We start from the raw sequence: 25148 nt of genomic DNA, 5'->3' as shown, positions 1-25148 counted from the left end.
CCGATGCGCCTGGCGCGCGCCGGTCAGATCAGCCAGCCGACAGGTAACCAAGATGGACATGCAGGAAACCACGGCAGCATGCCGGGACGCCTTCGCCGAACTGGCGTCGCCAGCGTGCATCCACGACCCATATCCGTTCATGCGGTGGTTGCGCGAGCACGATCCGGTGCATCGCGCGGCATCGGGCCTCTTTCTGTTGAGCCGCCACGCCGACATCTACTGGGCGCTCCAGGCCACGGGCGATGCGTTTCGGGGGCCGGCGCCGGCCGAACTGGCGCGCTATTTCCCACGTGTGGCGACCAGCCTTTCGCTCAATCTGCTGGCGTCCACGCTAGCGATGAAGGATCCACCGACGCATACGCGTCTGCGCCGGCTGATCTCGCGCGATTTCACCATGCGCCAGATCGACAACCTGCGGCCGAGCATCGCGCGCATCGTCGCAGCGCGCTTGGACGGCATGGCGCCCGCGCTGGAGCGCGGAGAGGCGGTGGACCTGCATCGGGAATTCGCGCTGGCCTTGCCCACGTTGGTCGTCGCCGAACTGTTCGGCATGCCCCCGGACGACGTGTTCGGGCTCGCCGCCGGCATCGGCGCCATTCTGGAAGGCCTGCGCCCGCACGCCAGCGATCCCCAACTCGCCGCGGCGGACGCGGCCAGCGCCAGGGTGCTGGCCTACTTCGGCGACCTCATACCGCGCAAGCGCACCGATCCCCGCCACGACATCGTGTCGATGCTGGTCGGCGCACACGACGACGATGCCAACACGCTGTCGGATGCGGAGTTGATCGGCATGCTGTGGGGCATGCTGCTGGGCGGCTTCGCCACCACTGCTGCGGCCATCGACCATGCGGTCCTGGCGATGCTGGCGTATCCCGAACAGCGGCACTGGCTGCAGGGAGACGCCGTGGGGGTGAAGGCATTCGTCGAAGAAGTCCTGCGCTGCGACGCGCCCGTTATGTTCAGCTCCATTCCGCGTATCGCCCAGCGCGACATCGAACTGCGCGGCGCGGTGATCCCGAAGAACGCGGACGTGCGCGTCCTGGTCGCGGCTGGTAATCGCGACCCGGACGCCTTCGCCGATCCCGACCGCTTCGATCCCGCGCGGTTTTACGGCACCAGTCCTGGCATGTCGACCGGCGGAAAGGTCATGCTGAGCTTCGGCCACGGCATCCACTTCTGCCTCGGTGCGCAACTGGCCCGGGTGCAGTTGGCCGAGAGCCTGCCGCGGATCCAGGCGCGCTTCCCCACGCTGGCATTGGCCGAGCAGCCGACCCGGGAGCCCTCCGCGTTCCTTAGGACGTTCCGCGCGCTGCCGGTGCGGCTGCATGCGCAGGGGGGCTGAGATGCGCGTCGTGGTCGACCAGGATCTGTGTGGAACAACCGGGCAGTGCGTGCTGACGCTGCCGGGCACCTTTCGCCAGCGCGAACCGGACGGCGTGGCCGAAGTGTGCGTGGCGACGGTCCCGCAGGCGCTGCACGCCGCCGTGCGGCTCGCGGCCAGCCAGTGCCCGGTCGCCGCCATTCGGGTCATCGAAAGCGACGCTGGCGATGACGAGCGCGCCAGCGCCGTCCCTGCGCCTTCTCCGGCGGAGGCCGAGCGGCATGCCGCGAAAGACCAGCGCAATCCAGGAGGACACGATGGGACGGTTTGAAGGCAAGGTGGCGGTGGTGACCGGCGCCGGCGCCGGCATCGGCAAGGCATGCGCCCTCGCCATCGCGCGCGAGGGCGGCAGAGTGGTGGTGGCCGACATTGATGGCTCGGCGGCCATGGCCTGCGCCGCGCAGATCGCGGCCGAAGCGGGCCACGCGCTGGCCCTGGCCATCGACATCGCCGATGCGCTGGCGGTGACAGCGCTGTTCGAGACGGCGGAGCGGCAACTCGGTGGGGTCGACCTGCTGGTGAACAACGCGAGCGCCATGCACCTGACCCCGCGCGACCGCGCGATCCTCGACCTGGACCTGGCGGTTTGGGATCAGACCATGGCGACCAATCTGCGCGGCACGCTGCTCTGCTGCCGGCAGGCCATCCCACGGATGATTGCCCGCGGCGGTGGCGCGATCGTCAACATGTCGTCGTGCCAGGGGCTTAGCGCTGACACCGCGCACACGTCCTACGCCGCGTCGAAGGCGGCGATGAACATGTTGTCGGCCTCGCTCGCCACCCAGTACGGTCATACGCAGATCCGCTGCAACGCGGTTGCGCCGGGTCTCATCATGACCGAGCGTCTCCTCGCCAAGCTGGACGAGGGCATGCAACGGCATCTGCGCCGGCACCAGCTCCTGCCGCGCGTCGGCCGCCCCGAGGACGTGGCCGCGCTGGTGGCGTTCCTGCTCTCCGACGATGCTGCGTTCATCACCGGCCAGGTCGTGTGCATCGACGGCGGCATGCTGGCGCATGTGCCGACATACGCCGACGGTGGCAACAGCCGCGCCGCGCGGCCTGCCGGCGACACCGCCGAAGCGGCCGCGGCGCCGCGTTCCTGATGGACATGCTGCTCAACCCGCTGGACCGTCGGCACCGGCTGCGGCACGATATCCCGGTCGTGCCCGGCGCTTTCCCCCTGGTCGGGCATCTTCCCGCCATCGTCTGCGACCTGCCGCGCCTGCTGCGGCGCGCGGAACGGACGCTGGGCAGCTACTTCTGGCTGAATTTCGGTCCTGCCGGACACCAGATGACCTGCATGGATCCGGATGCGTTCGCATTGCTCCGGCACAAGGGCGTGTCCTCGGCGCTGATCGAAGAGATCGCGCCCGAATTGCTTGGCGGAACGTTGGTCGCCCAGGACGGCCGAGCGCACCGGCAGGCGCGAGATGCGATCAAGGCGGCGTTCCTGCCCAAGGGGCTGACCGAGGCCGGCATCGGCGACCTGTTCGCGCCCGTCATCCGGGCGCGGGTGCAGGCGTGGCGCGACCGCGGCGACGTAACCATCCTGCGCGAAACCGGCGACCTGACGCTCACGCTCATCTTCAGCCTCATGGGAATCCCCGCGCAGGACCTGCCGGGATGGCATCGCAAGTACCGGCAACTGCTGCAGTTGATCGTCGCACCCCGGATCGATCTGCCCGGACTGCCCTTGCGGCGCGGCCGCGCCGCCCGCAACTGGATCGACGCGCAGTTGCGCCAGTTCGTCCGCGACGCGCGTGCGCATGCCGCGCGCACCGGGTTGATCAACGATATGGTGAACGCCTTCGATCGCAGCGACGATGCGCTCTCCGATGACGTCCTGGTCGCCAATATCCGCTTGCTGCTGCTTGGCGGTCACGACACCACCGCCTCGACGATGGCCTGGATGGTGATCGAGCTGGCGCGGCAGCCTGTGCTGTGGGACGCCCTGGTCGAGGAGGCGCAACGCGTGGGCGCGGTGCCGACCCGGCACGCGGACCTGGCGCAGTGTCCGGTCGCCGAGGCGCTGTTCCGCGAGACGCTGCGCATGCATCCGGCGACCACGCTCCTGCCGCGTCGCGCGCTGCAGGAATTGCAACTCGGCCAACGGCGCATTCCCGCGGGCACCCATCTGTGCATCCCGCTGGTGCATTTCTCGACCTCGGCGCTGCTGCACGAGGCGCCTGATCAGTTCCGCCTGGCGCGGTGGCTGCAACGCACGGAGCCGATCCGTCCGGTGGACATGCTGCAGTTCGGTACCGGCCCACACGTCTGCATTGGCTACCACCTGGTATGGCTGGAACTGGTGCAGTTCTGCATCGCCTTGGCGCTGACCATGCACAAGGCCGGGGTGCGGCCGCGGTTGCTGAGCGACGTCGAAAAAGGCCGGCGCTATTACCCGACCGCACATCCGTCCATGACAATTCGCATCGGATTCTCATGAGCTGGCATCGCATGCCCCGTGTGGCGAGGCAGCGGCGCCGGCGACGCGCGGCATTGCTGCACTCGGCGCGCGCGCTCGGTGCGACGCCGGCAACACCGCGGCGGCTCGCCGCTCGCCGTGGCCGTCTCCTGTCAGGTACAAGGACATGAACAACATGCAGACCGGCTCCACGTTACACGACGACCGAACTGGCGTTTCCGCGCTCGGCGGATTGGGCGCGCAGGCGCGCGGCGCATCCGGCAGGCTGCTGCCGGAGATCTGGATGCAGGACGCCGCAAAGCGGGTCGAGCAGGCGCTGGCGCGTCTTCTCTGCGCCGAAGACGACGGTGAGACCGAGCTGATGGCGGCGATGCGCTATGCCACCTTGTGTGGCGGGAAGCGCACCCGCGCCTTGCTCTGTCTGGCTGCCGGCGCACTGGCCGACACGCCGGCGCACATGCTCGACGACGTCGGCGCCGCCATCGAGATGATGCACGCCTGTACCCTGGTCCACGACGACCTGCCCGCGATGGACGACGACGTGCTTCGCCGCGGCCTTCCGACCGTGCACGTCAAGTTCGGCGAAGCCACTGCGATCCTGGTCGGCGATGCGCTGCAGGCGCACGCCTTCCTGACCCTGGCGAGCCTGGATGCGCCGGGCGACAACCGTATCGTGCTCGTACGCGAACTGGCGCAGGCGGTGTCAGCCGAGGGTGCCGCAGGCGGGCAGGCCATCGATCTGTCGCTGGTTGGAAAGCACGTCGAGCTGGACAGGATCGTGGCGATGCACCGGATGAAGAGCGGAGCGCTAGTGCGCGCGTCCGTTCGCATGGGTGCGCTATGCGCCATCGCGGAGGATGCCACGCACGCTGCGCTGTACTGTGCGCTCGATCGCTACAGCGCCTGTTTCGGCCTGGCGTTGCAGGTGGTCGACGACATTCTCGACGCGACAGCGGATACCGCGACGCTGGGCAAGACCCCCGGCAAGGACGCGGCGGCGCAGAAGCCGACCTGCGCGTCGATCATGGGGCTGCAGGCAGCGCGCCAGTTCGTGCTGGATCTGTTGCGCGACGCCGGGGAGGCCATCGCCCCGCTGGGGCCGCGTGCGGAACGGTTGGCGCAGATCCTGCAGCGGGCCAACGCGTATCTGTTCAAGCACGCGCCATGCGCATGAGCGCGCCCGTTCGCATGGAGGCGCCCCTGTGCCGCTGCGATCGGCCGGCGGCAGCGGTGCATGCTGCACTGTGTCCGTGTCCGCGGCGCCGATCGCATCGGTTGCCCAGCACGGCCGCGGCGCACGCGGCGCGCTGCGCGCAAGCCTATGCGGCGGACCGGCGCCAGCATCGGGGCGTGTCGCCGCGCCGGAGCAGGGCGGCCGTCGGGCGCTGCCCATGCGCCGGGCCGCGACGGGCCTGCGGCGACATGCGCGGCGTCTGCCCGATCCTGGTTCTCGTCAACCGTCTGCAGAAAGAACATCCCGCGTGAACGCGCTGTCCGAACAGATCCTTTCCGAATTACGCCACCTGCTGAGCGAGATGAGCGATGGCGGCAGCGTCGGTCCGTCCGTCTACGACACGGCGCGAGCACTGCAATTCCACGGCAACGTCACCGGTCGGCAGGACGCATACGCGTGGCTCATCGCGCAGCAACAGGCCGATGGCGGATGGGGAAGCGCGGACTTCCCGCTGTTCCGCCATGCGCCCACGTGGGCGGCGTTGCTGGCATTGCAGCGTGCCGATCCTCTTCCCGGCGCTGCCGACGCAGTCCAGGCTGCAACCCGGTTCCTTCAGCGCCAGCCCGATCCGTACGTGCATGCGGTGCCGGAAGACGCGCCGATCGGCGCGGAGCTGATCCTGCCGCAGTTTTGCGGCGAGGCCGCATCCTTGCTGGGCGGCGTGGCGTTTCCGCGCCACCCGGCGCTGTTGCCGTTGCGGCAAGCGTGCCTGGTCAAGCTGGGGGCGGTGGCGACGTTGCCGAGCGGCCATCCATTGCTGCACTCCTGGGAAGCTTGGGGGACGTCGCCGACCACCGCATGCCCGGATGACGCCGGCAGCATCGGCATCAGTCCGGCGGCCACCGCCGCGTGGCGTGCGTACGCCGTGACACAGGGGAGCACGCCGCAGGTCGGGCGCGCCGACGCGTATCTGGAGGCGGCATCGCGGGCGACGCGCAGCGGCATCGAAGGTGTCGTTCCCAACGTCTGGCCGATCAATGTGTTCGAGCCATGCTGGTCGCTGTACACCCTGCATCTGGCCGGGCTGTTCGCGCATCCCGCGCTCGCCGAGGCGGTACGCGTGATCGTCGCGCAGCTCGATGCCCGCTTGGGCGTGCGCGGTCTGGGCCCGGCCTTGCCCTTCGCGGCCGATGCGGACGACACCGCCGTTGCGTTGTGCGTCCTGCGCCTCGCAGGCCGCGACCCGGCGGTCGATGCGTTGCGCCATTTCGAAATCGGCGAGCTGTTCGTCACCTTCCCCGGCGAACGCAATGCCTCGGTGTCGACCAACATCCATGCCCTGCATGCGTTGCGACTGTTGGGAAAGCCCGCCGCCGGCACCAGCGCCTACGTCGAGGCCAATCGCAACCCGCACGGTCTATGGGACAACGAAAAATGGCACGTTTCGTGGCTGTATCCCACCGCGCACGCGGTCGCTGCGCTGGCGCAAGGCAAGCCCCATTGGCGCGACGAGCGCGCGCTGGCGGCGCTGCTGCAGGCGCAGCGCGACGACGGCGGCTGGGGCGCCGGTCGCGCGTCCACATTCGAGGAGACCGCCTATGCGCTGTTCGCGTTGCACGTGATGGACGGGAGCGAAGAGCCGACAGGGCGCCGGCGCATCGCGCAGGCGGTGGCGCGTGCGCTGGAGTGGATGCTCGCCCGCCATGCGGCGCATGCATTGCCGCAGACGCCGCTGTGGATCGGCAAGGAACTGTATTGCCCCACCCGGGTCGTGCGCGTGGCCGAACTTGCCGGGTTGTGGCTGGCGCTTCGTTGGGGGCGGCGCGTCCTGGCCAAGGAAGCAGGAGCGGCGCCATGATCCAGACCGAACGCGCGCTGCAGCAGGTGCTGGAGTGGGGGCGTTCCCTGACCGGGTTCGCCGACGAGCATGCCGTGGAAGCGGTCAGAGGCGGCCAGTACATCCTGCAGCGCATCCACCCGAGCCTGCGCGACACCAGCGCCCGCACCGGCCGCGATCCGCAGGACGAAACGCTGATCGTGGCGTTCTATCGCGAACTGGCGCTGCTGTTCTGGCTCGACGATTGCAACGACCTTGGCCTGATCGCGCCTGAGCAGCTCGCCGCGGTGGAGCAGGCGCTGGGGCAGGGCGTGCCGTGCGCGCTCCCCGGATTCGAGGGCTGCGCTGTGCTGCGCGCTTCGTTGGCCGCGCTCGCCTACGATTGTCGCGACTATGCTCAGCTTCTCGACGATACCCGGTGCTACTGCGCGGCGCTGCGCGCAGGACACGCGCAGGCGGCAGGGGCGGAACGCTGGTCCTACGCCGAGTACCTGCACAACGGCATCGATTCGATCGCCTACGCGAACGTGTTCTGTTGCCTCTCGTTGCTGTGGGGGCTGGACATGGCGACCTTGCGCGCGCGTCCGGCGTTTCGCCAGGTCCTACGGCTCATCTCTGCGATAGGGCGCCTGCAGAACGATCTGCATGGACGCGACAAGGACAGGTCGGCCGGCGAGGCCGACAACGCGGCGATCCTGCTGCTGCAGCGCTATCCGGCTATGCCTGTGGTGGAGTTCCTCAACGACGAGCTGGCCGGCCATACGCGCATGCTGCACCGGGTGATGGCGAAAGAACGCTTTCCCGCACCGTGGGGACCGTTGATCGAGGCCATGGCGGCCATCCGCGCGCAGTACTACCAGACCTCGACCAGCCGCTACCACAGCGACGCTGCGGGGGGAGGCCAGCGTGCGCCGGCCTGAACGCGCGGGAGGCGGCGGCGTGCGCGCTGCCGTCGGTCCGATCCGACGCAACGCCGTCGCCCGATGCGACCGATGGAACGAGCATGAGCGACACCGCCCCGCCGGCCACGGTCGCCGCCGGCTGGGAGTACATCCGGTTCGAACACTGCGCATGGCCCGAGTTGGACCTGACGCAGATCGACCTGCGTGCCTCGCTGCTGGGCAAGACCTTGCGCGCGCCGCTGCTGATCAGCTCGATGACCGGCGGCATGCCACGCGCCGAGCCATCAACCGGCATCTGAGCGAGGCAGCGCAAGCATTGGGGATCGCCATGTGCGTCGGTTCGCAGCGCGTGAGCCTGCAATCCCGCAATTCCCAGGGCTGACGCGCGCGCTGCGCCGCCTGGCTCCAGACATTCCCTTGCTGGCCGATATCGGCGCCGCACAACTTCGCGATGCCGACGGCATGGACCTGGCGCGCCGGGCGGTGGATGCGGCTGGAGGCCGATGGGCTCATCGTCCATCTCAATCCGCTGTAGGAACTGCCGCACCCGCGGGTTCAGCCCGAAATAGCTCACCAGCTTCTGCGGGCTGTAGAACCGGGTGATGTCGCCGATCGCCGCCATGATCCCTTCGGCAACCGCCAGATTCACGCCGGTGATCGTCATCAATCTGTTGACCCGCGGAATCCTCGATTGCGTCCTGCGGGGTCTCTCGGTCGAGCAGGGCCAGATCTTCCGCAAGCCGATCAAGCTCACGCTCGTGCCGATCGACGGCTGCCCGCTCATATCGGGCAACCGTTGAGCGGCCAGCCACGCGGCCGCGGGCGTTGAAAACATCGGCATGCGGGCACTTAGGGATCAGGTGCGGGTGCAGGATCGAATGCACGTCGTTCCTGAGCCGCGTGCGATGCTGCACGACCTGGTAGCGCCGCGCCACCAGCCTGCGCCTGCGTTCGGTCTCCGCGTCAGGCGTCCAGATCTGCGGCAGGTACCTCGCCGCCTGCAAAGTGGCGAGCGTGCCGGCATCGATCTTGTCGGTCTTGACATGAGCCTGGGCGATCGCCCTCACCTGCAACGAATTTGCGATGATCACCCGCGCCACGAATGGCGCCAGAACTCGCAGTACCGCCATGCTGTTGCCGGTCGCCTCAAGCACCACCTCATCACTAGCCGGCAGGGTCTTGCCAAACCTCTCCGGCGCAGTCCGCGTCATGTCAATGCGGCCCGCATGTCGGGGCCTGCCGTCCTCCCAAAACATCACCTCCCCGAAGGTTCGGTGGACGTCGATGCCAATCACACGTCGCATTCGCACCTCCTACGACACATGACGGGAGCCGAGGGCGATACGACAACTACGGAGTCGCGCTCTCGGCGCAAGCGGGCGAGTCGCAGAGGCGGCCAGCTTCTAACTCGAGCTCTCGGCTCGTCGTGCGCATCGGCCTGCTAGCACTTCGTGTTCCCGGTGCCTCTGTCCCGATGGTCGCATCGTACGCCACGAGGTAGAACACCGCAGCGGAACATTGGCACCGAGACATCTCATACCGGTTACCAATCCGATCGAGCGCCTCAACGGCGAGATCAAGCGGAGGACCGAGATCGTCGTGCACGCGCCGCCGGTGCTGGATATACGGGTGCGTAAAGTAATGTGTCTGTTCGAACCTGCGGCGTGTCTCAATAGCGGGAGCGGTCTGATGAGAGGGCGGTGGTACAGAGCCTGAGCCGTTAAGCGGCCGGTTCCCTGATGGATCGACCGTCGGCAATATCACGCACTATCCGCCTACAGATTGCAGCTCAATGAACAGCGCGTGGATGTGAGGCGCGCGGATAGCCTGGTCGTCGCGTGGGAGTGCGGACAGATGCTTTGCGCCTGTGCGTCAGGTTATGGTCAGCTAGGCTGCATATCCTCGTCGGCAGAGCTTGCGCGGCACGAGCTCGACAGCGTGAAAATCTGCCGTTAGGAGAGCGATCTGATGTATGGCAGAATCGTTGGCTCATCCAGCCAGTCAACAGGTGCTGGCCAAGCCGATGAATCGGGAGAGGCCGGAGATAGCCCCCGCTTTTCGGAAACAGTTGCAAGCATCGCGTCAAGCGGGTCGTCGCCCGCGCCATATTCTCTCGCGTCCGATCCGCCTATTATAGAGATCGACCGATCTTCCTTCATGGAAGGACTGGAGAGATTTTTGGGCAGCGACATCAGGCACATCGCCAGTCACCCAGAAGAGTACTCGGACCGCGTGTCCGAGAAAGCTCGGCGCGCAGCAACGGTTGCTGGAAGCTCCCTCTCCACTTACGATGATCCAAGCAAGCCAGCAAAATTCTACAGCTATCAATTGGGTAACGAAACTGTCGGGCTTTTAAGGGCAGGTGGGCCGGCTCGAATCAAGGGGGAACAGTTTCAGCAACAATTTGGACGCAACGATATCACATCCGTGGTTGACCTTCGGGTTACTCATCCGTTGGTCGAGAACGCGGGCGATATTCTGTTGGAGCATCAACTGCGACAGGACGGCGACCGTCCCTTGGTCTTGTCACGTCCTGCCTTGGAGGGCATGGAACCCCGTCTGGAAAAAATGGGTTTTGTCCACATGGGTCGTAATTATTGGGCGCTTGATCCTAACCAGCATCCCGAAGTGTGGACGAAGAACGAGAGCAACGAGTGGCAGCGAGTGGACAAACCTACGAAGTATCTTACTAAGATCGAGGATAGTGACACCGGTTCTGAAGCAAGTGTCGAAAGTGCTGAAGCGAGTGAGGCCTCTTCAGGTGGTGATCCGTACGCCTACTTGGCGGAAGAACTCGAACGATTGGACATGGAGTAGAACAGCGCAATAAAGAGACCTGGCAGGGAATAACGGCTGTTTCGTGAATGGACGCGGCGCCGCGAAGGTCCTGGCGTTAAACGAGGGGGCGTACGTTAGCAGCGTGCGACCCCATTCGCCTGCCCATCCTATTCAGAAAGTAATGATCTTCTGGCGCTTGTGGGGCCGTGCAGCTGGAATCGGTACAACGAAGATCGAGTACGAATGCCCTCAATGGTGTAGCCAATGCAACGGCGCGTCATGATATGAGCAGGTTGGGGGCGGCATGCGCTCAAGGAAGTTTTGTATCAAACTATATGCCAAGGTGGACGATCGCGACACAATTCGCCGCGTCATTTGGTCTATTTGGCGCGAGTGGTAAGGCTGTGGCGATCTGTGAGCAACCACTGCGTTTAGTTCAGTAAGGTGTCGGAAAAGTTGGCGCGCGAAAGCTGCAGCTGCGCAAGTTCTGGAACTTCTACGGTTCTTGCATGTTTGATTGTCCCGCGAAATGAAGAACGTCCTGCAATAAACGAGCAATGGATGCAGTCAGACGCAATCTATGCGATTTGTGGCTTTAACGACATTCCAAGCCGCCGGGCCATGGGATTCCATCTTATAGTCGTTGATGCCGAGGGCAACCACCGGCCGTGGTCCATCGTCGTCGTGCGATGGGGTAAGAAGGTGTTTGGCTATGTCAATAAATGCCCGCACAACAGCGTCAATCTGGACTGGGAGCGGAACGAATTCCTGGATCCATACGGCGTCCGGCTGATGTGCGGCAAGCACGGATCGACCTTCGAACTCGGCACGGGGCAGTGCGTCGAAGGTCCATGTAGGGGTAGAGCGCTCACGCCGATCGCGTTGACAGTTCAGGATGGAGATATTTGTGTTGTCGGCGTGCGTCTTGTCGAAGACGATGTGTCCCCAAACGAATGAGTCTGCGATCAGACCGGCCGATTTTCGTTGCGATTTTTCACGGGTTCCATCTTCTTCAGCCCGTCTTCGTACGAGATCTCGTCATAGGACAGCTCAAGATCGGACAGCTCGATATCGTTTGCCGCATCGAGCACGTAATCAAGCTTGCCGCCCGTATCAAGCTTCTTGATGTCGTCCTTGCTGACTCCGACCAGGTCCATCATCTCCTTCCAAACCGTGGATTCATCACACGGTAAGACGTGGAAGGTAACACCACCGAGCTTGATTCGGTATTTCGCCAGCAAATCTATGTTGTTGCAGAATATGAAATAGCGGCCGTTCGGGCTTAAGGCGCCGTCAAGGACGGCTGCGACGTCAGCCAGATACGCAAAGGAATGCAGATAGCCGGCCAGCACGGGAATAGTGGGTTCTCCATCCTGCGCGATCGTCAAAACCTGCTCGATCGAATAGTCCGGCGGTCGTTTCTCATCTGCGACCTGGGTCTGGAATTTCAGTGCGACATCGCCGCGAAAGCCGAACCGGCCCGGCTTGGTGGTCCCGCCTTTGATCACGGCATTGAGCAGGCGGCCCTCCTTCTCAAGTCTGCCGAGTGCGGTGTTCTCGATTGCAGTCATTAAACTCGTCCTCGATCTAAGCTCCTCACCGACGCCTGGCCGGTGCGAGATGCAATGCAAATTGCTTGCCGTCGCATGCGCGGCAGCTTTCGGCGCAGTTGACAAAAGAACAAGCGAAAGTTGGCTGCGATCGCCTCAAGCGGCCTTGTCAGAAGCCCGACATGAGTTCCAAAGCCAACAGGCGCGATCCGAAAAGGTAAACATCATCAAGCGCCTGCTCGCTGGCACATGACTTGCCCATTGGCAGGCAGACCTGGAGCAGATGAGGGATAAGCCATGATTGACCTGACGGATCGCGCAGTGAATGCGATCAGGAGCGCAATTTCATCGTCGACGCACCCGGCAAGCGGCCTGCGCATTATAGTCGAGGCAGGCGGCTGCAACGGGTTCAAGTATAGGCTCGGTCTGGCCGAGGAAGCGAAGCCTGACGACACAGTGATCGAGTGCGGCGGCGTGAAGGTGTTTGTCGATGACAAGAGCCATGAACATCTGGTCGGCACAACCATCGATTTTGTGATGGCGCTGGAGAGCCCGGGTTTCACCTTTCACAATCCGAACGCCACCTCAAGCTGCTCGTGCGGCAAATCATTCAGCTGATAAAGAGGAGAAATCAAAGCATGCTGGCCGAACCAGAACCAACTGAGGCAGTTGTCGGTCACGGCGACCGGCTGAGAGCTCCCCATTGGCACCGTGATCGAGGGGATCCGCCCCAATCTGCAACGCGACGGCGGCGACTGTCCGCTGATCGGGGTCGATGGCTGCATGGTCAGCCTGATCGGTGCCTACGCGTTCCGTCAGCGTTTGAGAGGGCGCTGGAAGGCATTCAAGCGCGGCTGCTCGACAGGCTCGGCGAATTCGTCCGCCCGATCCCGGTTGCTGCGGCAGGTAAGGCGCGGAATTGAGCGGGGTTCGTGTGCCGATTTACCTCGACAACAATGCGACGACGCGGACCGATCCATCCGTCGTGCAAGCCATGTTGCCGTTCTTCACCGAGAAATTTGGCAACGCCTCCTCCGCCCATGCGTTTGGCGGCGAAGCCGCAGCCGCGCTGAAGCAGGCGCGGCGTAGCTTGCGGGGGCTGCTGGGGATTGCCTACGATCATGAAATCATTTTCACCTCCGGTGGGACCGAGGCTATTAATGCCGCCATCCTCTCTGCGCTTGCGACCCAGGATGGTCGAGACGAGATCGTTACCACCTCGGTTGAGCATTCGGCTGTCCTTGCGCTGGTCGAGCAACTGGCGACAAGAGGCGTCAAGACGCATATCGTACCGGTAGATTCCCGCGGCCGGCTTGACATCGAGGCGTTTCGCTGCGCGCTCGGGCCACGCACGGCGATTGCCTCCATTATGTGGGCCAACAACGAGACCGGCACGATTTTTCCTGTGGAGTTTCTCGCCGGCTTGACCCGTGAGGCGGGTGCGCTGTTTCACACCGATGCGGTCCAGGCCATGGGCAAGGTGCGCGTCGACCTAAAGGACAGTGCGATCGATATGCTGTCGCTGTCCGCGCACAAACTGCATGGACCCAAGGGAATCGGCGCGCTCTATCTGCGCAAAGGGACCAAGTTCCGGCCGCTGATCTCGGGCGGAGCACAGGAACGACGGCGCCGCGGCGGAACTGAGAATATTCCCGGCATCGTCGGTCTTGGAAAGGCTGCGGAGCTCGCGGTGGAGCGGCTCGAGCCGGAGCGTGTTCGCATTGGTGCGTTGCGCGACCGCCTGGAGCAGGGGATCTTGCACAATGGCGGGTGTGTTGCGCTTGGTGACGTCAGCAACCGGCTGGCGAACACGGCCAATATTGCCTTCGACCATCTCGATGGCGAAGCAATCGTCCATCATCTTGATCGTGCTGGCATTGCCGTGTCGCTCGGATCAGCCTGCAGTTCCAGCTCAATGGAGCCATCGCATGTTCTGCGCGCCATGCAGGTGCCGCCGTGGAGCTTGCGCGGCGCCGTGCGCTTTTCTCTGTCGCGTGAAACCTCCGTCGCGGAGGTCGATGCGGTCGTGTACGCACTGTCCGACATCATGGCTCGCCTGCGCGCCACCCCGCGGGAGTCTGCCGGTCTGCCCGGCTATGCGTCATAGTCGAGGGAGTTGAGCTTGTGAAAATCATGATCCGCCGCTCTCCGGATGCGGGCCTGTCGATCTACGTGCCGAAGAAGGATCTCGAAGAGCCGATCGTGGAATCCGAGTACGAGACGCTCTGGGGCGGTTGGATCAAAATAGCTAATGGTTGGGTGCTCGATTTGCCCGAGATGGCGAGCGACACACCATTGCCGATCACAATCAACGCCAAAAAACGGGGCGAGAACGGGGACGATCCGTGAAGGCGCCCCCGCAGATCGATTTTGTCAATGCGACCGATGCAGAGGCCATTCTCGCGGATGTCGCTGCCGGGCTGAGGGCCAACAGCGTTGTTCCCTATCTCGGGCCTGGCCTCGCCGAACTCTCCAGACCCGACGTGCCGACGACACCCGAGGCGTTAGCCGGCTTCTTCGCCAGCAAGATTGCGCTGCCGCGGCGGGCCAAGGGCAATGCGTGGGCGTCGGCGCAGCATATCGAGATCAGCAAACATCGTTCTACCGTGACGGCATTGATGGCGCATGCCTTCGCTCCGACGGTCGAGCCGACGCGGTTGCACCATCATCTTGCGTCTCTGTCGCTGCCCGTCATAGTCGACGCATGGTACGATGGCGCGATGCGCGCGGCGCTGGACAAGCGCGATGGATGGGGCGAAGTGCAGGGCATCACCCGCGTCGGCATCGGCGAAAGCCGTTGGTATCGCTTTTATGACTCGGTTGGCCAAGAGGTCGACAGTGTCGTGGCCGGCAGCTGGGCGACGGTGCTGTATAAGCCGCATGGCGGCGTGCAGCCAGCCAAGAACTTCCTGATCTCTGACTCGGACTATGTCGAGGTGCTGACCGAAATCGATATCCAGACACCGATACCTGACATCATCAAGGAAAGGCGGAGCGGACAGAGCTTTCTGTTCATCGGTTGTCGTTTCAACGATCAATTGTTGCGTAGCTATGCGCGGCAGATCATCAAGCGTTCGGCCGACACGCACTATGCGATCGTTGATCCGGACGCGCTCTCACGCAACGAGCTCTGTTTTCTGCTCGAGCAAGGCCTGACGCCGCTTGTGATTGGGCTCCCTCGCGCGGTGGAGATACTGCTCACCAATTGACAGCGCTGTGAAGCCGGATCGCCCAGCTCATATCGGCCTATTGTGAGAGGCCGCAATCCGCAAAAGGCCATGCAGATGTAGCTGGGTCCCCGCGAGCTAGCGCGAGAATGAAGGCGCCGGCCTTGGAGCTCGGTGTCAAAATCACGACGTACCTGTCGCATTGCCAACAGGCGCCAGCGTCGTTCATTTGCGCTAACTCGTTGACGTATGGCTGCAACGCGATCGTCTTCGTCATGGCATGTGAGTTGCTACACCTCATCTTGAGGCTCGCTCAGGATTTGTTCGGGGGAGCCGATGATGCCTGCAGGGAGAAATGAAAATGAATGCGGTCGTCGGGCGCAGAACATATGCCAACGGTGCGGCAGCTAGCGGCAAGATGATGAAGCCTGCCTCCGAGCATAAGGGCTGCCGCACGTCAGCCAACACCGGCCAGGCGAGCTGCGGCTCACGGGCAGGCCAAGGCGATCTGCCGACCGGGATCTGGGAAAAGGTGAAGAACCATCCCTGCTACAGCGAAGAGGCCCATCATCATTACGCCCGCATGCATGTTGCGGTAGCGCCAGCCTGCAACATCCAGTGCAATTACTGCAACCGCAAATACGACTGTGCCAATGAATCGCGTCCGGGCGTGGTGAGCGAGAAGCTCACCCCTGAGCAGGCGGTGAGAAAAGTGCTCGCGGTCGCGAGCACCATTCCGCAGATGACGGTGCTTGGCATCGCCGGTCCGGGCGATCCCTTGGCCAATCCAGAAAAGACGTTCAAGACGTTCGACCTGGTCGCCAAGGCGGCTCCCGACATCAAGCTATGTCTGTCGACCAACGGACTGGCGCTGCCGGACCATATTGACACCATCGTCAGGTCCAGAATCGAGCACGTCACCATCACCATCAACATGATCGATCCCGAAATCGGCGCAAAGATCTATCCGTGGATCTTCTTCAACCACAAGCGCTACACCGGCATCGACGCGGCGAGGATACTCGCCGATCGTCAGCTGCGAGGTCTCGAGATGCTCAGCGAGCGGGGTATCCTGTGCAAGGTCAACTCCGTAATGATTCCACAGATCAACGACCATCACCTGGTCGCGGTCAACAAGGCGGTGAAGTCGCGCGGGGCCTTCCTTCACAATATCATGCCGCTGATCTCCGCGCCCGAGCACGGCACAGTATTTGGCCTCAACGGTCAGCGGGGCCCGACGGCTCAGCAATTGAAGGTGCTGCAAGATGCTTGTGAAGGGGAGATAGCGATGATGCGGCATTGCCGTCAGTGCCGCGCCGATGCTGTGGGTCTGCTCGGAGAGGATCGTAGCGCAGAGTTCACCACTGGCCAGGTCATGAAAATGGACGTCAAATATGACCTCGAGATGCGCAAAGCTTATCAAGACAGGGTGGAGGATGAGCGTGCCGCCAAAGTCACGGCCAACCAAGACGGGCTTGCGAAATTCACCGGCGAGATGAGCGAGATCACGCTTCTGGTCGCAGTCGCAACCAAAGGCTCCGGGCTGATCAACGAGCACTTTGGGCATGCAAAGGAATTTCAGGTGTACGAGCTTTCCGCATCCGGCGTCAAATTCGTCGGCCACCGTCGCGTGGATGTCTATTGCCAAGGCGGTCATGGCGAGGAGGATAGGCTTTCGACCATCATCCGTGGCATCTCTGACTGCCATGCGGTGTTCGTCGCCAAGATCGGCGGCTGCCCGAAAAGCAACCTGATCAAGGTTGGAATCGAGCCGGTCGATCAATATGCGCATGAGTACATCGAGAAGTCGGCGATCGCTTGGTTCAGGTCTTATCTTGACAGGGTGAAGAGCGGCGAGATCCGGCACGCCAAGCGCGGCGACGCCACGATTCGGCAGGGAGCCCTGATCTCGGCGGCGTAAGGGGGGTTATGTGCCATTCAAGATCATTGCCTCGCAATGTACGAGCTGCTCGGCCTGCGAACCCTTATGCCCGAATGTTGCAATCTCGGAGAAGGCGGGGAGCTTCGTCATTGAACCGGCGAAATGCACCGAATGCATAGGCTATTTCGAGGAACCGCAATGTGTCGCGGCCTGTCCGGTGGACGGTACCTGCGTCATTGACACGTCCCGGCCGCGTTACCAGGCGCAAGCCTAAAGAATGAATCCCATGATCGACATGCCAAGAGTTGTTGCTGAAAACGTCGCAAGCTTCGTGCTGCGCGTTGGCGGCGCCGCAGGCGCCGACGTTCGGCAGGATCTCGCCTGCGCCGGTCGGAGCGGCGGCCTTGCATGTCCACGGGGGAGCGGAGCGTGAGCAGCATTGTTCGCGACAGCGACGTCGTCGAGCTCGGCGGGCCGCCTGTCTTCAACTTTGGCGAAAAAGTGCGAGCCAATCGTACCATCCGCAATGATGGCACCTATCGCGGCAAGGAGATTGGCGACATTTTGGTCAAAAAGGGAGACGTAGGTTACGTCATCTCGATCGGCACGTTCCTGCAGCAATTCTACATCTACGGGGTCGAGTTTTTGGAAAGCGGCTACCGCGTTGGCATGAAGCGCAAAGAACTCGCGCCGGTGGACGCGTGCGAGGAAACTGATGATCTGCCATTGCCGGAAGAGGCCGTGTCATGACTGAGTCCTGCTTTCCGAAATATCGGCGGGGCCAGCGCGTCAAAACCGCAGTCGACATCACCAACGACGGCTCTTTTCCCAATACGGAGCCCGAGGGGCTCTTGCTCGGCGCCGGAGCGACCGGCGAGATCATCAGGGTCGCTATCCATACCGAAGCGAACGTGCCGATCTATACGGTCGATTTTGGTGAACGGCTGCTCATCGGCTGTCTTGAAGAAGAAATCACAGTGCTTTGAAGGGAGGCTTTCGCGATGAATGCCGCGCTGATGAGGAAGGCAAAGACCGGGCTGGTGCCTCACCCAAACGAGCTCGATCGCAAGCGGATCGAGCGCGGCTTAAGCTTGCGCAAGCGCTATCTCTATGTCTCGCCGAACGTGACGCCGGTGAGGGGAGGCTATCTCGTCGAGAGTCCCTGTTGCTCGCGCAATATCGACAAAGATGGCGGTCTAGTCGATGTCGCGTTGATTCTTTATGATGCCGTGAGCGGAATCTGGAAGCTGTTTTGCAAGAACCATGCGCAAGGAATCTGGGAATTTTACAGCCTTTACCACCGCCTGACTTCAGCAATCGACGAATTGAACGCGGATCCGGAGCGTCTGTTCTGGCGATGACGAACCGCCATTGACGAGCGATAAAGGAGCTACGATGGCGCTCACTTCCGAGGAGTTGATCGAAATCGAACGGCTGCTTGCGGACGCTGGCGCCGAGACGAGCTGCTTTGTCGAGCTGTCGCGCCGCTTCCCGCAGCTTGCCTGGGCGCGCTGTGATGCCTCGGATGTCGCGGATCAGCCGTTCCGGCAGTTTCCTCGTTTCGACCTGCATTTGCTCGATGGATCGGATCACTGCGTGCAGATTACGGCCGATCCGACGCGGGCGACCGGCATCGTATTGGCGAAAAGGAATGTTGCGCGGTGAGCAGCATTGAACTCGCAAAGCGTCCGCTTGATGGCGCGGACAATGAGGAGGCAAATACATCCTTCATTCCACTGTCCGATCCCGATATCACCTTCGCCGAGCTCTCTGCCGTGGAAACGCTGCTGTGTTCGCCGCAAATCTCCAATGGGCGGATCACTCAAGCGTTCGAGCACGCTTTCGCGGCCTATCTTGGCCGCAAACATGCGGTCGCGGTCTCGAGCGGCACCATCGGGCTCCTGCTTGCGCTGAAGACACTCGGGGTCGGACCGGGGCAGGAGGTCATTGCCTCACCGTATTCCTTTCGCGAGACGGTCCATGCTATCGGTCTCGCGGGCGCACGGGCGGTCTTTGCCGACATCGACTATTGGTCGGGGACATTGGTCCCAGCGAAGGCCGAAGAGCGCATCACGGTCAACACGCGGGCGATTGTCGCCGGCAATGCCAACGGTCATCCTGCGCCATGGTCGGAGCTGCGCGCGATCGCGCAGCGCCATCAGCTGCCGCTTTTGGAGGATTCCACCGAGGCGATCGGTTCGAGCTACAAGGGCGAGCTCGTCGGCCGGTTTGGCGACCTGGCGGTGTTCGACTTTGCCCAGCCCCTGGCCCTAAGCTGTGGCGAAGGCGCAATGGTCGTGACCGACGATATCGACATCGCGGTTGGCCTTCGTCGCCATCGCGCCCACCGCCTGGACGAGCGCTCGTCCGTTGTCGTCGGCGCCACGGCACCCTACCAGTGCGGCATGAGCGATCTCACGGCTGCCTTGGGGCTGGCTCAGCTCAAGCGCCTCGATGAAATCCTGGAGCGTCGTCGATTGGTCGAGCAGCTTTACAACGCGCATATGCAATCATTTGAAGGCATCAAGCCGCCTTACGTTGGCCCCGATGTGACCGAGGTGAACTGGTTGCTCTATCTCGTCCATCTGGGAACGCGCTTCACGCGATCCGGCCGCGATGCCATTGTCGATGATCTGCGCGCCGCCCAGGTCGAAGCTGCCGCATATAGCCATCCGCTGCATTTGCAACGCCACTATTTCGACCTCGGCTATCGACGTGGCGATTTCCTGGTTGCGGAAAAGATCGCCGATCGCGCTCTGGCGCTGCCGTTTCACACCCATCTCACCAACAATAAGATCGAGTTTGTCGTCGAGACCATGAAAGATGCGTCGATCAACGTGGGCGCGGGTGCAGCGATCTACTGAGATGCTCGTCATCCACTTCATGAACGAACGAATGATTGAATAGCGATGATCGCGGTGTTGTCATTGCGCAAATCCAGCAAGGCGACCGTGGGCAGGCCGTTTGTGGCGTTGCTTCGCGCGCAGATCGCCGTCCCACGCAGATGCGGGGGCGGGGCGGATGCTGCTGAAGTCATATTTTCGTCTGGGAAGGCCGCGGGAATGCTCCAGATGCGAGCGCGAAGAAACCTGTTCGAAGTAGCGAAAGGTGCCGTCTCCAACCCGCCGCTCGAGGCCCACGCGCCAGGTGCTCGAAACCGAGGACGTCACAATCGAAATCCTCGGTTTTGGCTTTGGCCTTTAGGATGGACCAAATAAGGGGTTGCTATGAACTCGCAACAAGTCATCATTCACGTCCGCTTCGCTCCGAACGGGAGGGTGGTCCAGATCAGCGAGCGCCCGGCGAAGCTCACGCCGAACCAATGGTTTGACGTTCTCAACGCCCGTGCCAGTTCGACCTATCGGCCGCTCGCTCGTGGCCGTGGCGTTTTTCGGCTGACCCGGACCGCGATCGAAGCCTTCAAGCAGGAAACTGCGAGGCCGGGATGAGCGAAGGGATGATCGGCAACCTGAAGAGCGATCAGATCGAGGTGTTCGCCGTCTGTCCGGCCGATGCCATCGAGCGGAGTGGCGCCAGGGGCTTTAGCCTGTCGCGGATCGATGATAGCGGCGCCAGCCGGCCGTTTCCGATCATTGTGGTGCGCACGTTCGGCAACGAGTATTTCGGATATGTCAATCGTTGTCCGCATGACAGCGCCTGGCTCAACATCGGCTCCGGTGAATTCTTCTCCCCAGACCGCTCCTTTCTCAGATGCGGGCGGCACGGTGCGAGATTCGAGATCGACACTGGAGTGTGCATCGATGGGCCCTGCAATGGGCAAGCGCTTGAGCCGGTCGCACTCGCCGTGATCGAAGGTGACGTCTGCCTGTGCGGCGTCAAGCTGCTGGAGGACGATCGGTTTTCCAACCCGTTCGAGGAAAGTGACGAAACCATGGATATTGCGATCCATCCCGATTAATAGGCGTATCGCTTGGCTGTTGCTTCAAGATGCTTAGGCGCTTTGTTGCCGGATAAAGCCGTCATGCTCGTGAGCGTTGACGCAGACGATGTTGCCGCTTCTGAACGTGTGAGAGCAAACGCGCTGCCAGCCAGATTCCGGTCGTGCACCCGGCGATCTCCGCGGCACCAAGGAGGTGCTCTGGCGTTGGAGCCGTTTCCGTTCCGATGAAATCGGAACGGGTCTCTCGATTCCTGTTTTGACGCGTTTCCTTTACGTGAACCGGCATCCGCTTCGCTCGAACATGTTCACGCCCACCAAATGGACCCGGCAGGCCAAGACACGCGTCTTGCTGCCGGCGGATACAATATGCTCGAGAAGGAAATACCCTCGGCGGCCACAAGTCCGCCGAGGGCACCGTCTGGGCTGGGAGAATGGGAGGACCCAGACTGGCAGGACCGTTTGGGCAGAGAAATGACGATCCTGTGTCAGAAGTTCTTGGGCGTCCGCCGAAGCTGGCGTTAGTGCCCGCGCTGCAATTGCAATGCCAAACCTCCGTTCATGCGACGTCCTTAGTGAGTTCCGCTGCCCACGGTCAGCCGACGGCGCCGGTTAAGGTCGAATGCATTGACGAGCACGTGCCCGTGGTCGAGCTCTTCGTTCCACAAGATGCGGCAAGCGCATCTCGAGATATCGCGCGACGCAATCTGGCCTGGTTGTGCTGCAGGTTTGCCGTTGCTGCCAATCGAGAGTTTGTGGGCGGGCCTGCCCTGTAGCCTCAAACGTGGCTCGGTGATCACCTGCGCCTCGTCGGAGCGCTCGCGAGCAAGAGCTGGACAGACCAACCGAGAATCTCCGCCCGTTCCGCGTGCGAACTGCGGAAGCCTGAAGCGGGCGGCTCAAACGCGATTCAACGTTTGTCGCGTCCGAAACAGAAAGGAACGACCTTGTCGTAACCTCGGCAAGAATTGTCAGTCGCGCCGGGGCAGGGCAAGGGATCGTTGCAGAAACGAGCGTCACGCATCTGGTGCGGAACTTGCTTGGAGAAGTTGAATGGTCGACTAAGCGATGCGGGAGCAAAAAGTTTGCGATGACGGGAGAAGACGTTGAATCCGATCAAGGAGGCTGTCCCAGACGCGGAAGTATCTATCGCCGATCTTCCGATGACGTTCACTATGGCGCCCGCTCGTCTCCCGTGCCTTCGCAAGCACGGGTGGAACTCCGTAGCATCAATTGGTTGATGCGGCGTTTAACTGAAGATGTGGGGCGATCGCTCGGATATTGTCTCTTTTCAGACGAAATCCATTGATTGCGGAATAGGCGCATGAACGCAGAAACCGAATTCGAGCTTCCTCAACTGTATAGACATCATGTCTTTGCCTGCAACACGCAGCGTCCGCCGGCTCATCCGCACGGCAGCTGCGGCGCCTCGGGCGCGCAACCTCTGTGGGATCGGATGGGTAAGGCGATCGAATCGCAAGGCCTCAACGATGTCGGTTTCACGGTGGCGGGCTGTCTCGGCTTTTGTAATTCCGGCCCCCTGATGGTCATCTATCCCGACGGAGTCTGGTATCGCGTGACCACGCCTGAGGACGTTGACGAAATCGTAAACTCTCATCTCAAGCAAGGTAAACGTGTCGACCGCCTCGTGATGGTGCTAAAGCGCAGCTAGAGGCATCGCTTAGCGCCGCTTGGCTCGGGCTATCGAGTGTGTACGGCTTATCCGTCCAACGATTGGCATCTCGGAGCTGTTCGATCATTTGAAGATGAACGGGCGCCCGTCGCCGCCGGGACGGCAACAGCAGGCATCGACCTTGTCGTTATGGCCTTGGATTTCATCTGGATGTTCGGCGAGAAGCGGGCTCGATCAGAGTGCTGCGCTTGATCGAGGTCGACGTGGCCTGAGCGTCAAGTCCTTTGTGACGCGGTCTGCCCCGTAGGACGGCGCGCCGGCTTGAATTCCTGCCTTTGATAAGCAAGTCGGGCCCCGCAACGGGCAACGAATCAAGAGCACGATCTCATCGATCACTATTTGCTCGATTGGCTGGCGTTCCGTCACTTCATGCCACCAATCCGTAGCTCACAACGCGAGCAAATGCTGCGGGTGGCTTCCAGTGTCCGGCGAGATGACGCATCTTTGACGCGCCATCTCGCTTGCTGCTGACCAAACCGATCCTTTCCCTGGCTCCCGTTCTGGCGGCAGAACTTGAGCGTCAGAATTTGTAAGTGATGCCGCCGCTGACAAGCCATGGGTCGATATTGGCGCGCCCGGTGACGGCAATCGCATTGTTTACGGTCGCCGAATAATCTGGACGCAGCCACAACTTCTTCACGTCGAAGTTGAGGCCCCAGTGACGGTCAAGCATGTAATCGAAGCCGAATTGGACCGCGGCGCCAAGCTGGTTTTGGATGTGCAAATCTGTCACCGCAAGGCCCGCGAGCGACGTATTGGCTGCGGATTGGTTGAAAAACACGGTGTAGTTGATGCCCGCGCCGATATAGGGCTTGAGCGGCCCGAAATCGGTGAAGTGATATTGCAGGGTCAACGTTGGCGGCAACAGCCAAGCTTTGCCGATATCTAGCCCATTGAGCGGGCCGTTGCCGCTGATGTGATGACTGGTCACGCCGAGAATGAGTTCTGCGGCAACATTTTTTGTGAAGAAATAGGTGATGTCGAGCTCCGGTATCGCTTGATCGCTGATCGACAGCCCAGACCTTGGCGAGGACAGCGGCGGCGCCCCGGCGACGTTGACCGAGCTGCCTGCGGTATCCGGCAAAACGCCAAGCACGCGCAGGCGGATCATCCACGGATTGAAGGGTTCGATCGGGGGTGATTTGTAATAGACCGGCGCCCTGGCCAGATCCGCGGCCTGTACCGAGATGCTAACGGCACTGAACGAGGTCGCGAGCGCGAGCAACGATGCCGTCGTCAGAGTTGTTCTTGGTCTCATCGAGTTCTCCATTCCAAAGTTCGCGCGAAGAGTCGCGCGAGACATCTGTCACACATGGGGGATGGCGAAGGATTTGATGCCGGTCAAAATGGAGCCGCCGTAGCGTAATTATGCAGCAAAGTTGCAAATGGATCACGACAGCGAAAAGTCGATGTGCGGATCGCAATTCAATTCAATCTTCGGTGTGAGCTGTTCAAGAAACTATTTTCGGCTTTGTGTTTGGATGCAATCCAGGGCGCAGGGGGCATGAGGATCAGGACGGTCGAACCGCGGCGGCATCTCACGCACCGCAAGCGCCGGAGAGGCTGTATTCACCCCGAGTGCGGCATGAGAGCACTTTGTTACGGGGAGCCACTCACGCCGGCTTTGTCAGCGAAGGACCTGTCGGCTGCCCCTGAGGCAGCCGGAAGCGAAAACGTCGTTGTTCGCATCATCGGCTGGCATGGTCGTGCGATCGATCTTTTCCTCACGTCTGTGGACAGCGCGTGCCCGTCCTTTCGTACGAGCATCGCTCGAGATCATCTTGCGTCTTCCGGCCAAGCAGCGACAGCACGAGCTCATGATCGAATCCAGCGCATCTTGCACTGCCGACGTCGATCAGCGGTCGTCGGATCAGGAGCGGATCGCGCAGCATCAACGCGAGTGCACTCGGCGCGTCGATTGCGCCGGGATTGACTTCGCCTGACTTGATACGGGGCGCGGCTCGGTTGAACCAGGATACGATCGGCATATTGTCGAAGAAGCGTCGCAATTCCTCGGCACCCCATCGTTCCTTCAAGATATCTTTCGCTATCACGTCGTGGCCAGCGACCTTCAGCGCCTGCATCTGACGCGCATTGGTAACGCAGCCGGGCTTTTGATAAAAGATGATTGTCGCCATAATCTACCTTATACGAGTACGCCGAACTGAGAGATCGGCGGCGTTGCCGCAGCGTCCAAACGCGTATTCGACTTTCTTGCAAGCCATCTCCAAAGTCAGCGGCTTGACCAGCGTACCGCGTGCGCCGGCCTCATGCGTCCGATGGGCGTCGCTTTCTCGGTGTTCGCAAACGATCAAGATCCGAGCATCTTGAAACTGAGCCGCCAACTCATCAATGAGCGTCCGCGCCTTATGTCTCAGGGAGCGCCGAGCAGGACTAATCTGGCTTCAACCCATAGGCGCCCTCGGAAAAGCATCCTGCGGCGTTTTCAACTCATGCGTCC

The 25148-nt window shown here is 62.2% G+C and carries 25 protein-coding genes and 2 pseudogenes; 23 read left to right on the top strand and 4 right to left on the bottom strand.

The genetic code is table 11. The features are described from left to right. Positions 1–52: 52 nt before the first annotated feature. The 8 genes and pseudogenes from ACE10Z_RS36760 to ACE10Z_RS36725 all read left to right on the top strand — a co-directional run. Positions 53–1342 carry a cytochrome P450 gene (locus ACE10Z_RS36760; RefSeq protein ID WP_375785070.1) on the top strand — a complete coding sequence of 430 codons (1290 nt, stop codon included), beginning with the start codon at positions 53–55 and terminating at the stop codon, positions 1340–1342. 1 nt (position 1343) lies between these two features. Further along, positions 1344–1652, top strand: coding sequence for a ferredoxin (locus tag ACE10Z_RS36755; protein ID WP_375785069.1), 309 nt, complete (start codon positions 1344–1346; stop codon positions 1650–1652). Beyond that, positions 1639–2484 (top strand): SDR family oxidoreductase, encoded by an 846-nt coding sequence (locus tag ACE10Z_RS36750; protein WP_375785068.1) that lies wholly within the window; start codon positions 1639–1641, stop codon positions 2482–2484. The genes ACE10Z_RS36755 and ACE10Z_RS36750 overlap by 14 nt, the downstream gene beginning before the upstream one ends. Further along, positions 2484–3827, top strand: a complete 1344-nt coding sequence (locus tag ACE10Z_RS36745) for a cytochrome P450 (RefSeq protein WP_375785067.1) — start codon at positions 2484–2486, stop codon at positions 3825–3827. Before ACE10Z_RS36750 ends, ACE10Z_RS36745 begins: the two co-directional genes overlap by 1 nt. A gap of 154 nt (positions 3828–3981) precedes the next feature. Further along, a complete protein-coding gene (locus ACE10Z_RS36740) occupies positions 3982–4980 on the top strand; it encodes a polyprenyl synthetase family protein (protein ID WP_375790013.1) in 999 nt (332 codons plus the stop codon). Positions 4981–5287: 307 nt separating this feature from the next. Continuing rightward, positions 5288–6838: a hypothetical protein gene (locus ACE10Z_RS36735; protein ID WP_375785066.1), complete on the top strand. Its 1551-nt coding sequence runs from the start codon at positions 5288–5290 to the stop codon at positions 6836–6838. After that, positions 6835–7737 (top strand): hypothetical protein, encoded by a 903-nt coding sequence (locus tag ACE10Z_RS36730; protein ID WP_375785065.1) that lies wholly within the window; start codon positions 6835–6837, stop codon positions 7735–7737. Before ACE10Z_RS36735 ends, ACE10Z_RS36730 begins: the two co-directional genes overlap by 4 nt. Before the next feature lie 83 nt (positions 7738–7820). Continuing rightward, positions 7821–8251 (top strand): annotated as a pseudogene (locus ACE10Z_RS36725) (type 2 isopentenyl-diphosphate Delta-isomerase); the annotation flags it as partial. 394 nt (positions 8252–8645) lie between these two features. On the opposite strand, the pseudogene ACE10Z_RS36720 reads toward ACE10Z_RS36725, so the two are convergent. Continuing rightward, positions 8646–8975, bottom strand: a pseudogene (locus ACE10Z_RS36720) (IS110 family transposase); the annotation flags it as partial. Positions 8976–9687: 712 nt separating this feature from the next. Between ACE10Z_RS36720 and ACE10Z_RS36715 the strand changes: the two are divergent. Further along, positions 9688–10536, top strand: coding sequence for a host specificity protein (locus tag ACE10Z_RS36715; protein WP_375785064.1), 849 nt, complete (start codon positions 9688–9690; stop codon positions 10534–10536). A gap of 522 nt (positions 10537–11058) precedes the next feature. Continuing rightward, positions 11059–11454 (top strand): Rieske (2Fe-2S) protein, encoded by a 396-nt coding sequence (locus ACE10Z_RS36710; protein ID WP_375785063.1) that lies wholly within the window; start codon positions 11059–11061, stop codon positions 11452–11454. 8 nt (positions 11455–11462) lie between these two features. On the opposite strand, the gene ACE10Z_RS36705 is transcribed toward ACE10Z_RS36710, so the two are convergent. After that, entirely contained in the window at positions 11463–12068 is a 606-nt protein-coding gene (locus ACE10Z_RS36705) for a hypothetical protein (protein ID WP_375785062.1), read from the bottom strand. Positions 12069–12344: 276 nt separating this feature from the next. Between ACE10Z_RS36705 and ACE10Z_RS36700 the strand changes: the two genes are divergently transcribed. The 13 genes from ACE10Z_RS36700 (at position 12345) to ACE10Z_RS36640 (ending at position 22666) form a co-directional block, all read left to right on the top strand. Continuing rightward, complete coding sequence (locus ACE10Z_RS36700; protein WP_342709676.1) at positions 12345–12665, top strand: iron-sulfur cluster assembly accessory protein; 321 nt, start codon at positions 12345–12347, stop codon at positions 12663–12665. A gap of 301 nt (positions 12666–12966) precedes the next feature. After that, on the top strand, positions 12967–14154 hold the full coding sequence (gene nifS / locus ACE10Z_RS36695) for a cysteine desulfurase NifS (protein WP_375785061.1): 1188 nt from the start codon (positions 12967–12969) through the stop codon (positions 14152–14154). Positions 14155–14171: 17 nt separating this feature from the next. After that, positions 14172–14396 carry a putative nitrogen fixation protein NifT gene (gene nifT / locus ACE10Z_RS36690; RefSeq protein ID WP_342709678.1) on the top strand — a complete coding sequence of 75 codons (225 nt, stop codon included), beginning with the start codon at positions 14172–14174 and terminating at the stop codon, positions 14394–14396. Further along, positions 14393–15256, top strand: coding sequence for an SIR2 family protein (locus ACE10Z_RS36685; RefSeq protein WP_375785060.1), 864 nt, complete (start codon positions 14393–14395; stop codon positions 15254–15256). The genes nifT and ACE10Z_RS36685 overlap by 4 nt, the downstream gene beginning before the upstream one ends. A 319-nt stretch (positions 15257–15575) precedes the next feature. Then, positions 15576–17135, top strand: a complete 1560-nt coding sequence (gene nifB, locus ACE10Z_RS36680; RefSeq protein ID WP_375785059.1) for a nitrogenase cofactor biosynthesis protein NifB — start codon at positions 15576–15578, stop codon at positions 17133–17135. A 10-nt stretch (positions 17136–17145) separates the two neighbouring features. After that, entirely contained in the window at positions 17146–17370 is a 225-nt protein-coding gene (locus ACE10Z_RS36675) for a 4Fe-4S binding protein (protein WP_342709681.1), read from the top strand. A gap of 155 nt (positions 17371–17525) precedes the next feature. Next, a complete protein-coding gene (locus tag ACE10Z_RS36670; RefSeq protein WP_375785058.1) occupies positions 17526–17846 on the top strand; it encodes a nitrogen fixation protein NifZ in 321 nt (106 codons plus the stop codon). Beyond that, entirely contained in the window at positions 17843–18082 is a 240-nt protein-coding gene (locus ACE10Z_RS36665; protein ID WP_375785057.1) for a nitrogen fixation protein NifZ, read from the top strand. Before ACE10Z_RS36670 ends, ACE10Z_RS36665 begins: the two co-directional genes overlap by 4 nt. Before the next feature lie 15 nt (positions 18083–18097). Continuing rightward, positions 18098–18457, top strand: coding sequence for a DUF3024 domain-containing protein (locus ACE10Z_RS36660; protein ID WP_342709684.1), 360 nt, complete (start codon positions 18098–18100; stop codon positions 18455–18457). 34 nt (positions 18458–18491) lie between these two features. Beyond that, positions 18492–18761 carry a hypothetical protein gene (locus ACE10Z_RS36655; RefSeq protein ID WP_375785056.1) on the top strand — a complete coding sequence of 90 codons (270 nt, stop codon included), beginning with the start codon at positions 18492–18494 and terminating at the stop codon, positions 18759–18761. A 5-nt stretch (positions 18762–18766) separates the two neighbouring features. Continuing rightward, complete coding sequence (locus ACE10Z_RS36650; protein ID WP_375790012.1) at positions 18767–19960, top strand: DegT/DnrJ/EryC1/StrS family aminotransferase; 1194 nt, start codon at positions 18767–18769, stop codon at positions 19958–19960. A gap of 581 nt (positions 19961–20541) precedes the next feature. Then, positions 20542–21015, top strand: coding sequence for a Rieske (2Fe-2S) protein (locus tag ACE10Z_RS36645; RefSeq protein WP_375785055.1), 474 nt, complete (start codon positions 20542–20544; stop codon positions 21013–21015). Positions 21016–22318: 1303 nt separating this feature from the next. Further along, positions 22319–22666: a ferredoxin gene (locus ACE10Z_RS36640; protein WP_375785054.1), complete on the top strand. Its 348-nt coding sequence runs from the start codon at positions 22319–22321 to the stop codon at positions 22664–22666. Between the two features lie 541 nt (positions 22667–23207). Here the strand turns inward: ACE10Z_RS36640 and ACE10Z_RS36635 are convergent. Together ACE10Z_RS36635 and ACE10Z_RS36630 are read right to left on the bottom strand one after the other, a co-directional pair. Further along, positions 23208–23945 (bottom strand): OmpW family protein, encoded by a 738-nt coding sequence (locus ACE10Z_RS36635; protein WP_375785053.1) that lies wholly within the window; start codon positions 23943–23945, stop codon positions 23208–23210. Between the two features lie 466 nt (positions 23946–24411). Further along, positions 24412–24825, bottom strand: coding sequence for an ArsC/Spx/MgsR family protein (locus tag ACE10Z_RS36630; protein ID WP_375785052.1), 414 nt, complete (start codon positions 24823–24825; stop codon positions 24412–24414). Between the last annotated feature and the right edge of the window lie 323 nt (positions 24826–25148).

Origin of the sequence: Bradyrhizobium sp. Pha-3, from assembly GCF_042258615.1 — a bacterium.
In the GTDB taxonomy this organism is placed as follows: domain Bacteria; phylum Pseudomonadota; class Alphaproteobacteria; order Rhizobiales; family Xanthobacteraceae; genus Bradyrhizobium.
Note: the sequence above shows the minus strand (reverse complement) of the source record. Positions and strands in the feature narration are given on the sequence as shown.

What these genes read in the sequence shown, in the direction of transcription:
- ACE10Z_RS36635 (WP_375785053.1), bottom strand. Translation starts at nt 23,945, where the DNA reads ATGAGACCAAGAACAACTCTGACGACGGCATCGTTGCTCGCGCTCGCG.
- ACE10Z_RS36700 (WP_342709676.1), top strand. Translation starts at nt 12,345, where the DNA reads ATGATTGACCTGACGGATCGCGCAGTGAATGCGATCAGGAGCGCAATT.
- ACE10Z_RS36630 (WP_375785052.1), bottom strand. Translation starts at nt 24,825, where the DNA reads ATGGCGACAATCATCTTTTATCAAAAGCCCGGCTGCGTTACCAATGCG.
- ACE10Z_RS36640 (WP_375785054.1), top strand. Translation starts at nt 22,319, where the DNA reads ATGAACGCAGAAACCGAATTCGAGCTTCCTCAACTGTATAGACATCAT.
- ACE10Z_RS36660 (WP_342709684.1), top strand. Translation starts at nt 18,098, where the DNA reads ATGAATGCCGCGCTGATGAGGAAGGCAAAGACCGGGCTGGTGCCTCAC.
- ACE10Z_RS36755 (WP_375785069.1), top strand. Translation starts at nt 1,344, where the DNA reads ATGCGCGTCGTGGTCGACCAGGATCTGTGTGGAACAACCGGGCAGTGC.
- ACE10Z_RS36730 (WP_375785065.1), top strand. Translation starts at nt 6,835, where the DNA reads ATGATCCAGACCGAACGCGCGCTGCAGCAGGTGCTGGAGTGGGGGCGT.
- ACE10Z_RS36655 (WP_375785056.1), top strand. Translation starts at nt 18,492, where the DNA reads ATGGCGCTCACTTCCGAGGAGTTGATCGAAATCGAACGGCTGCTTGCG.
- ACE10Z_RS36665 (WP_375785057.1), top strand. Translation starts at nt 17,843, where the DNA reads ATGACTGAGTCCTGCTTTCCGAAATATCGGCGGGGCCAGCGCGTCAAA.
- ACE10Z_RS36710 (WP_375785063.1), top strand. Translation starts at nt 11,059, where the DNA reads ATGCAGTCAGACGCAATCTATGCGATTTGTGGCTTTAACGACATTCCA.
- ACE10Z_RS36745 (WP_375785067.1), top strand. Translation starts at nt 2,484, where the DNA reads ATGGACATGCTGCTCAACCCGCTGGACCGTCGGCACCGGCTGCGGCAC.
- ACE10Z_RS36750 (WP_375785068.1), top strand. Translation starts at nt 1,639, where the DNA reads ATGGGACGGTTTGAAGGCAAGGTGGCGGTGGTGACCGGCGCCGGCGCC.
- ACE10Z_RS36705 (WP_375785062.1), bottom strand. Translation starts at nt 12,068, where the DNA reads ATGACTGCAATCGAGAACACCGCACTCGGCAGACTTGAGAAGGAGGGC.
- ACE10Z_RS36760 (WP_375785070.1), top strand. Translation starts at nt 53, where the DNA reads ATGGACATGCAGGAAACCACGGCAGCATGCCGGGACGCCTTCGCCGAA.
- nifB (WP_375785059.1), top strand. Translation starts at nt 15,576, where the DNA reads ATGAATGCGGTCGTCGGGCGCAGAACATATGCCAACGGTGCGGCAGCT.
- ACE10Z_RS36645 (WP_375785055.1), top strand. Translation starts at nt 20,542, where the DNA reads ATGAGCGAAGGGATGATCGGCAACCTGAAGAGCGATCAGATCGAGGTG.
- ACE10Z_RS36740 (WP_375790013.1), top strand. Translation starts at nt 3,982, where the DNA reads ATGCAGACCGGCTCCACGTTACACGACGACCGAACTGGCGTTTCCGCG.
- ACE10Z_RS36715 (WP_375785064.1), top strand. Translation starts at nt 9,688, where the DNA reads ATGTATGGCAGAATCGTTGGCTCATCCAGCCAGTCAACAGGTGCTGGC.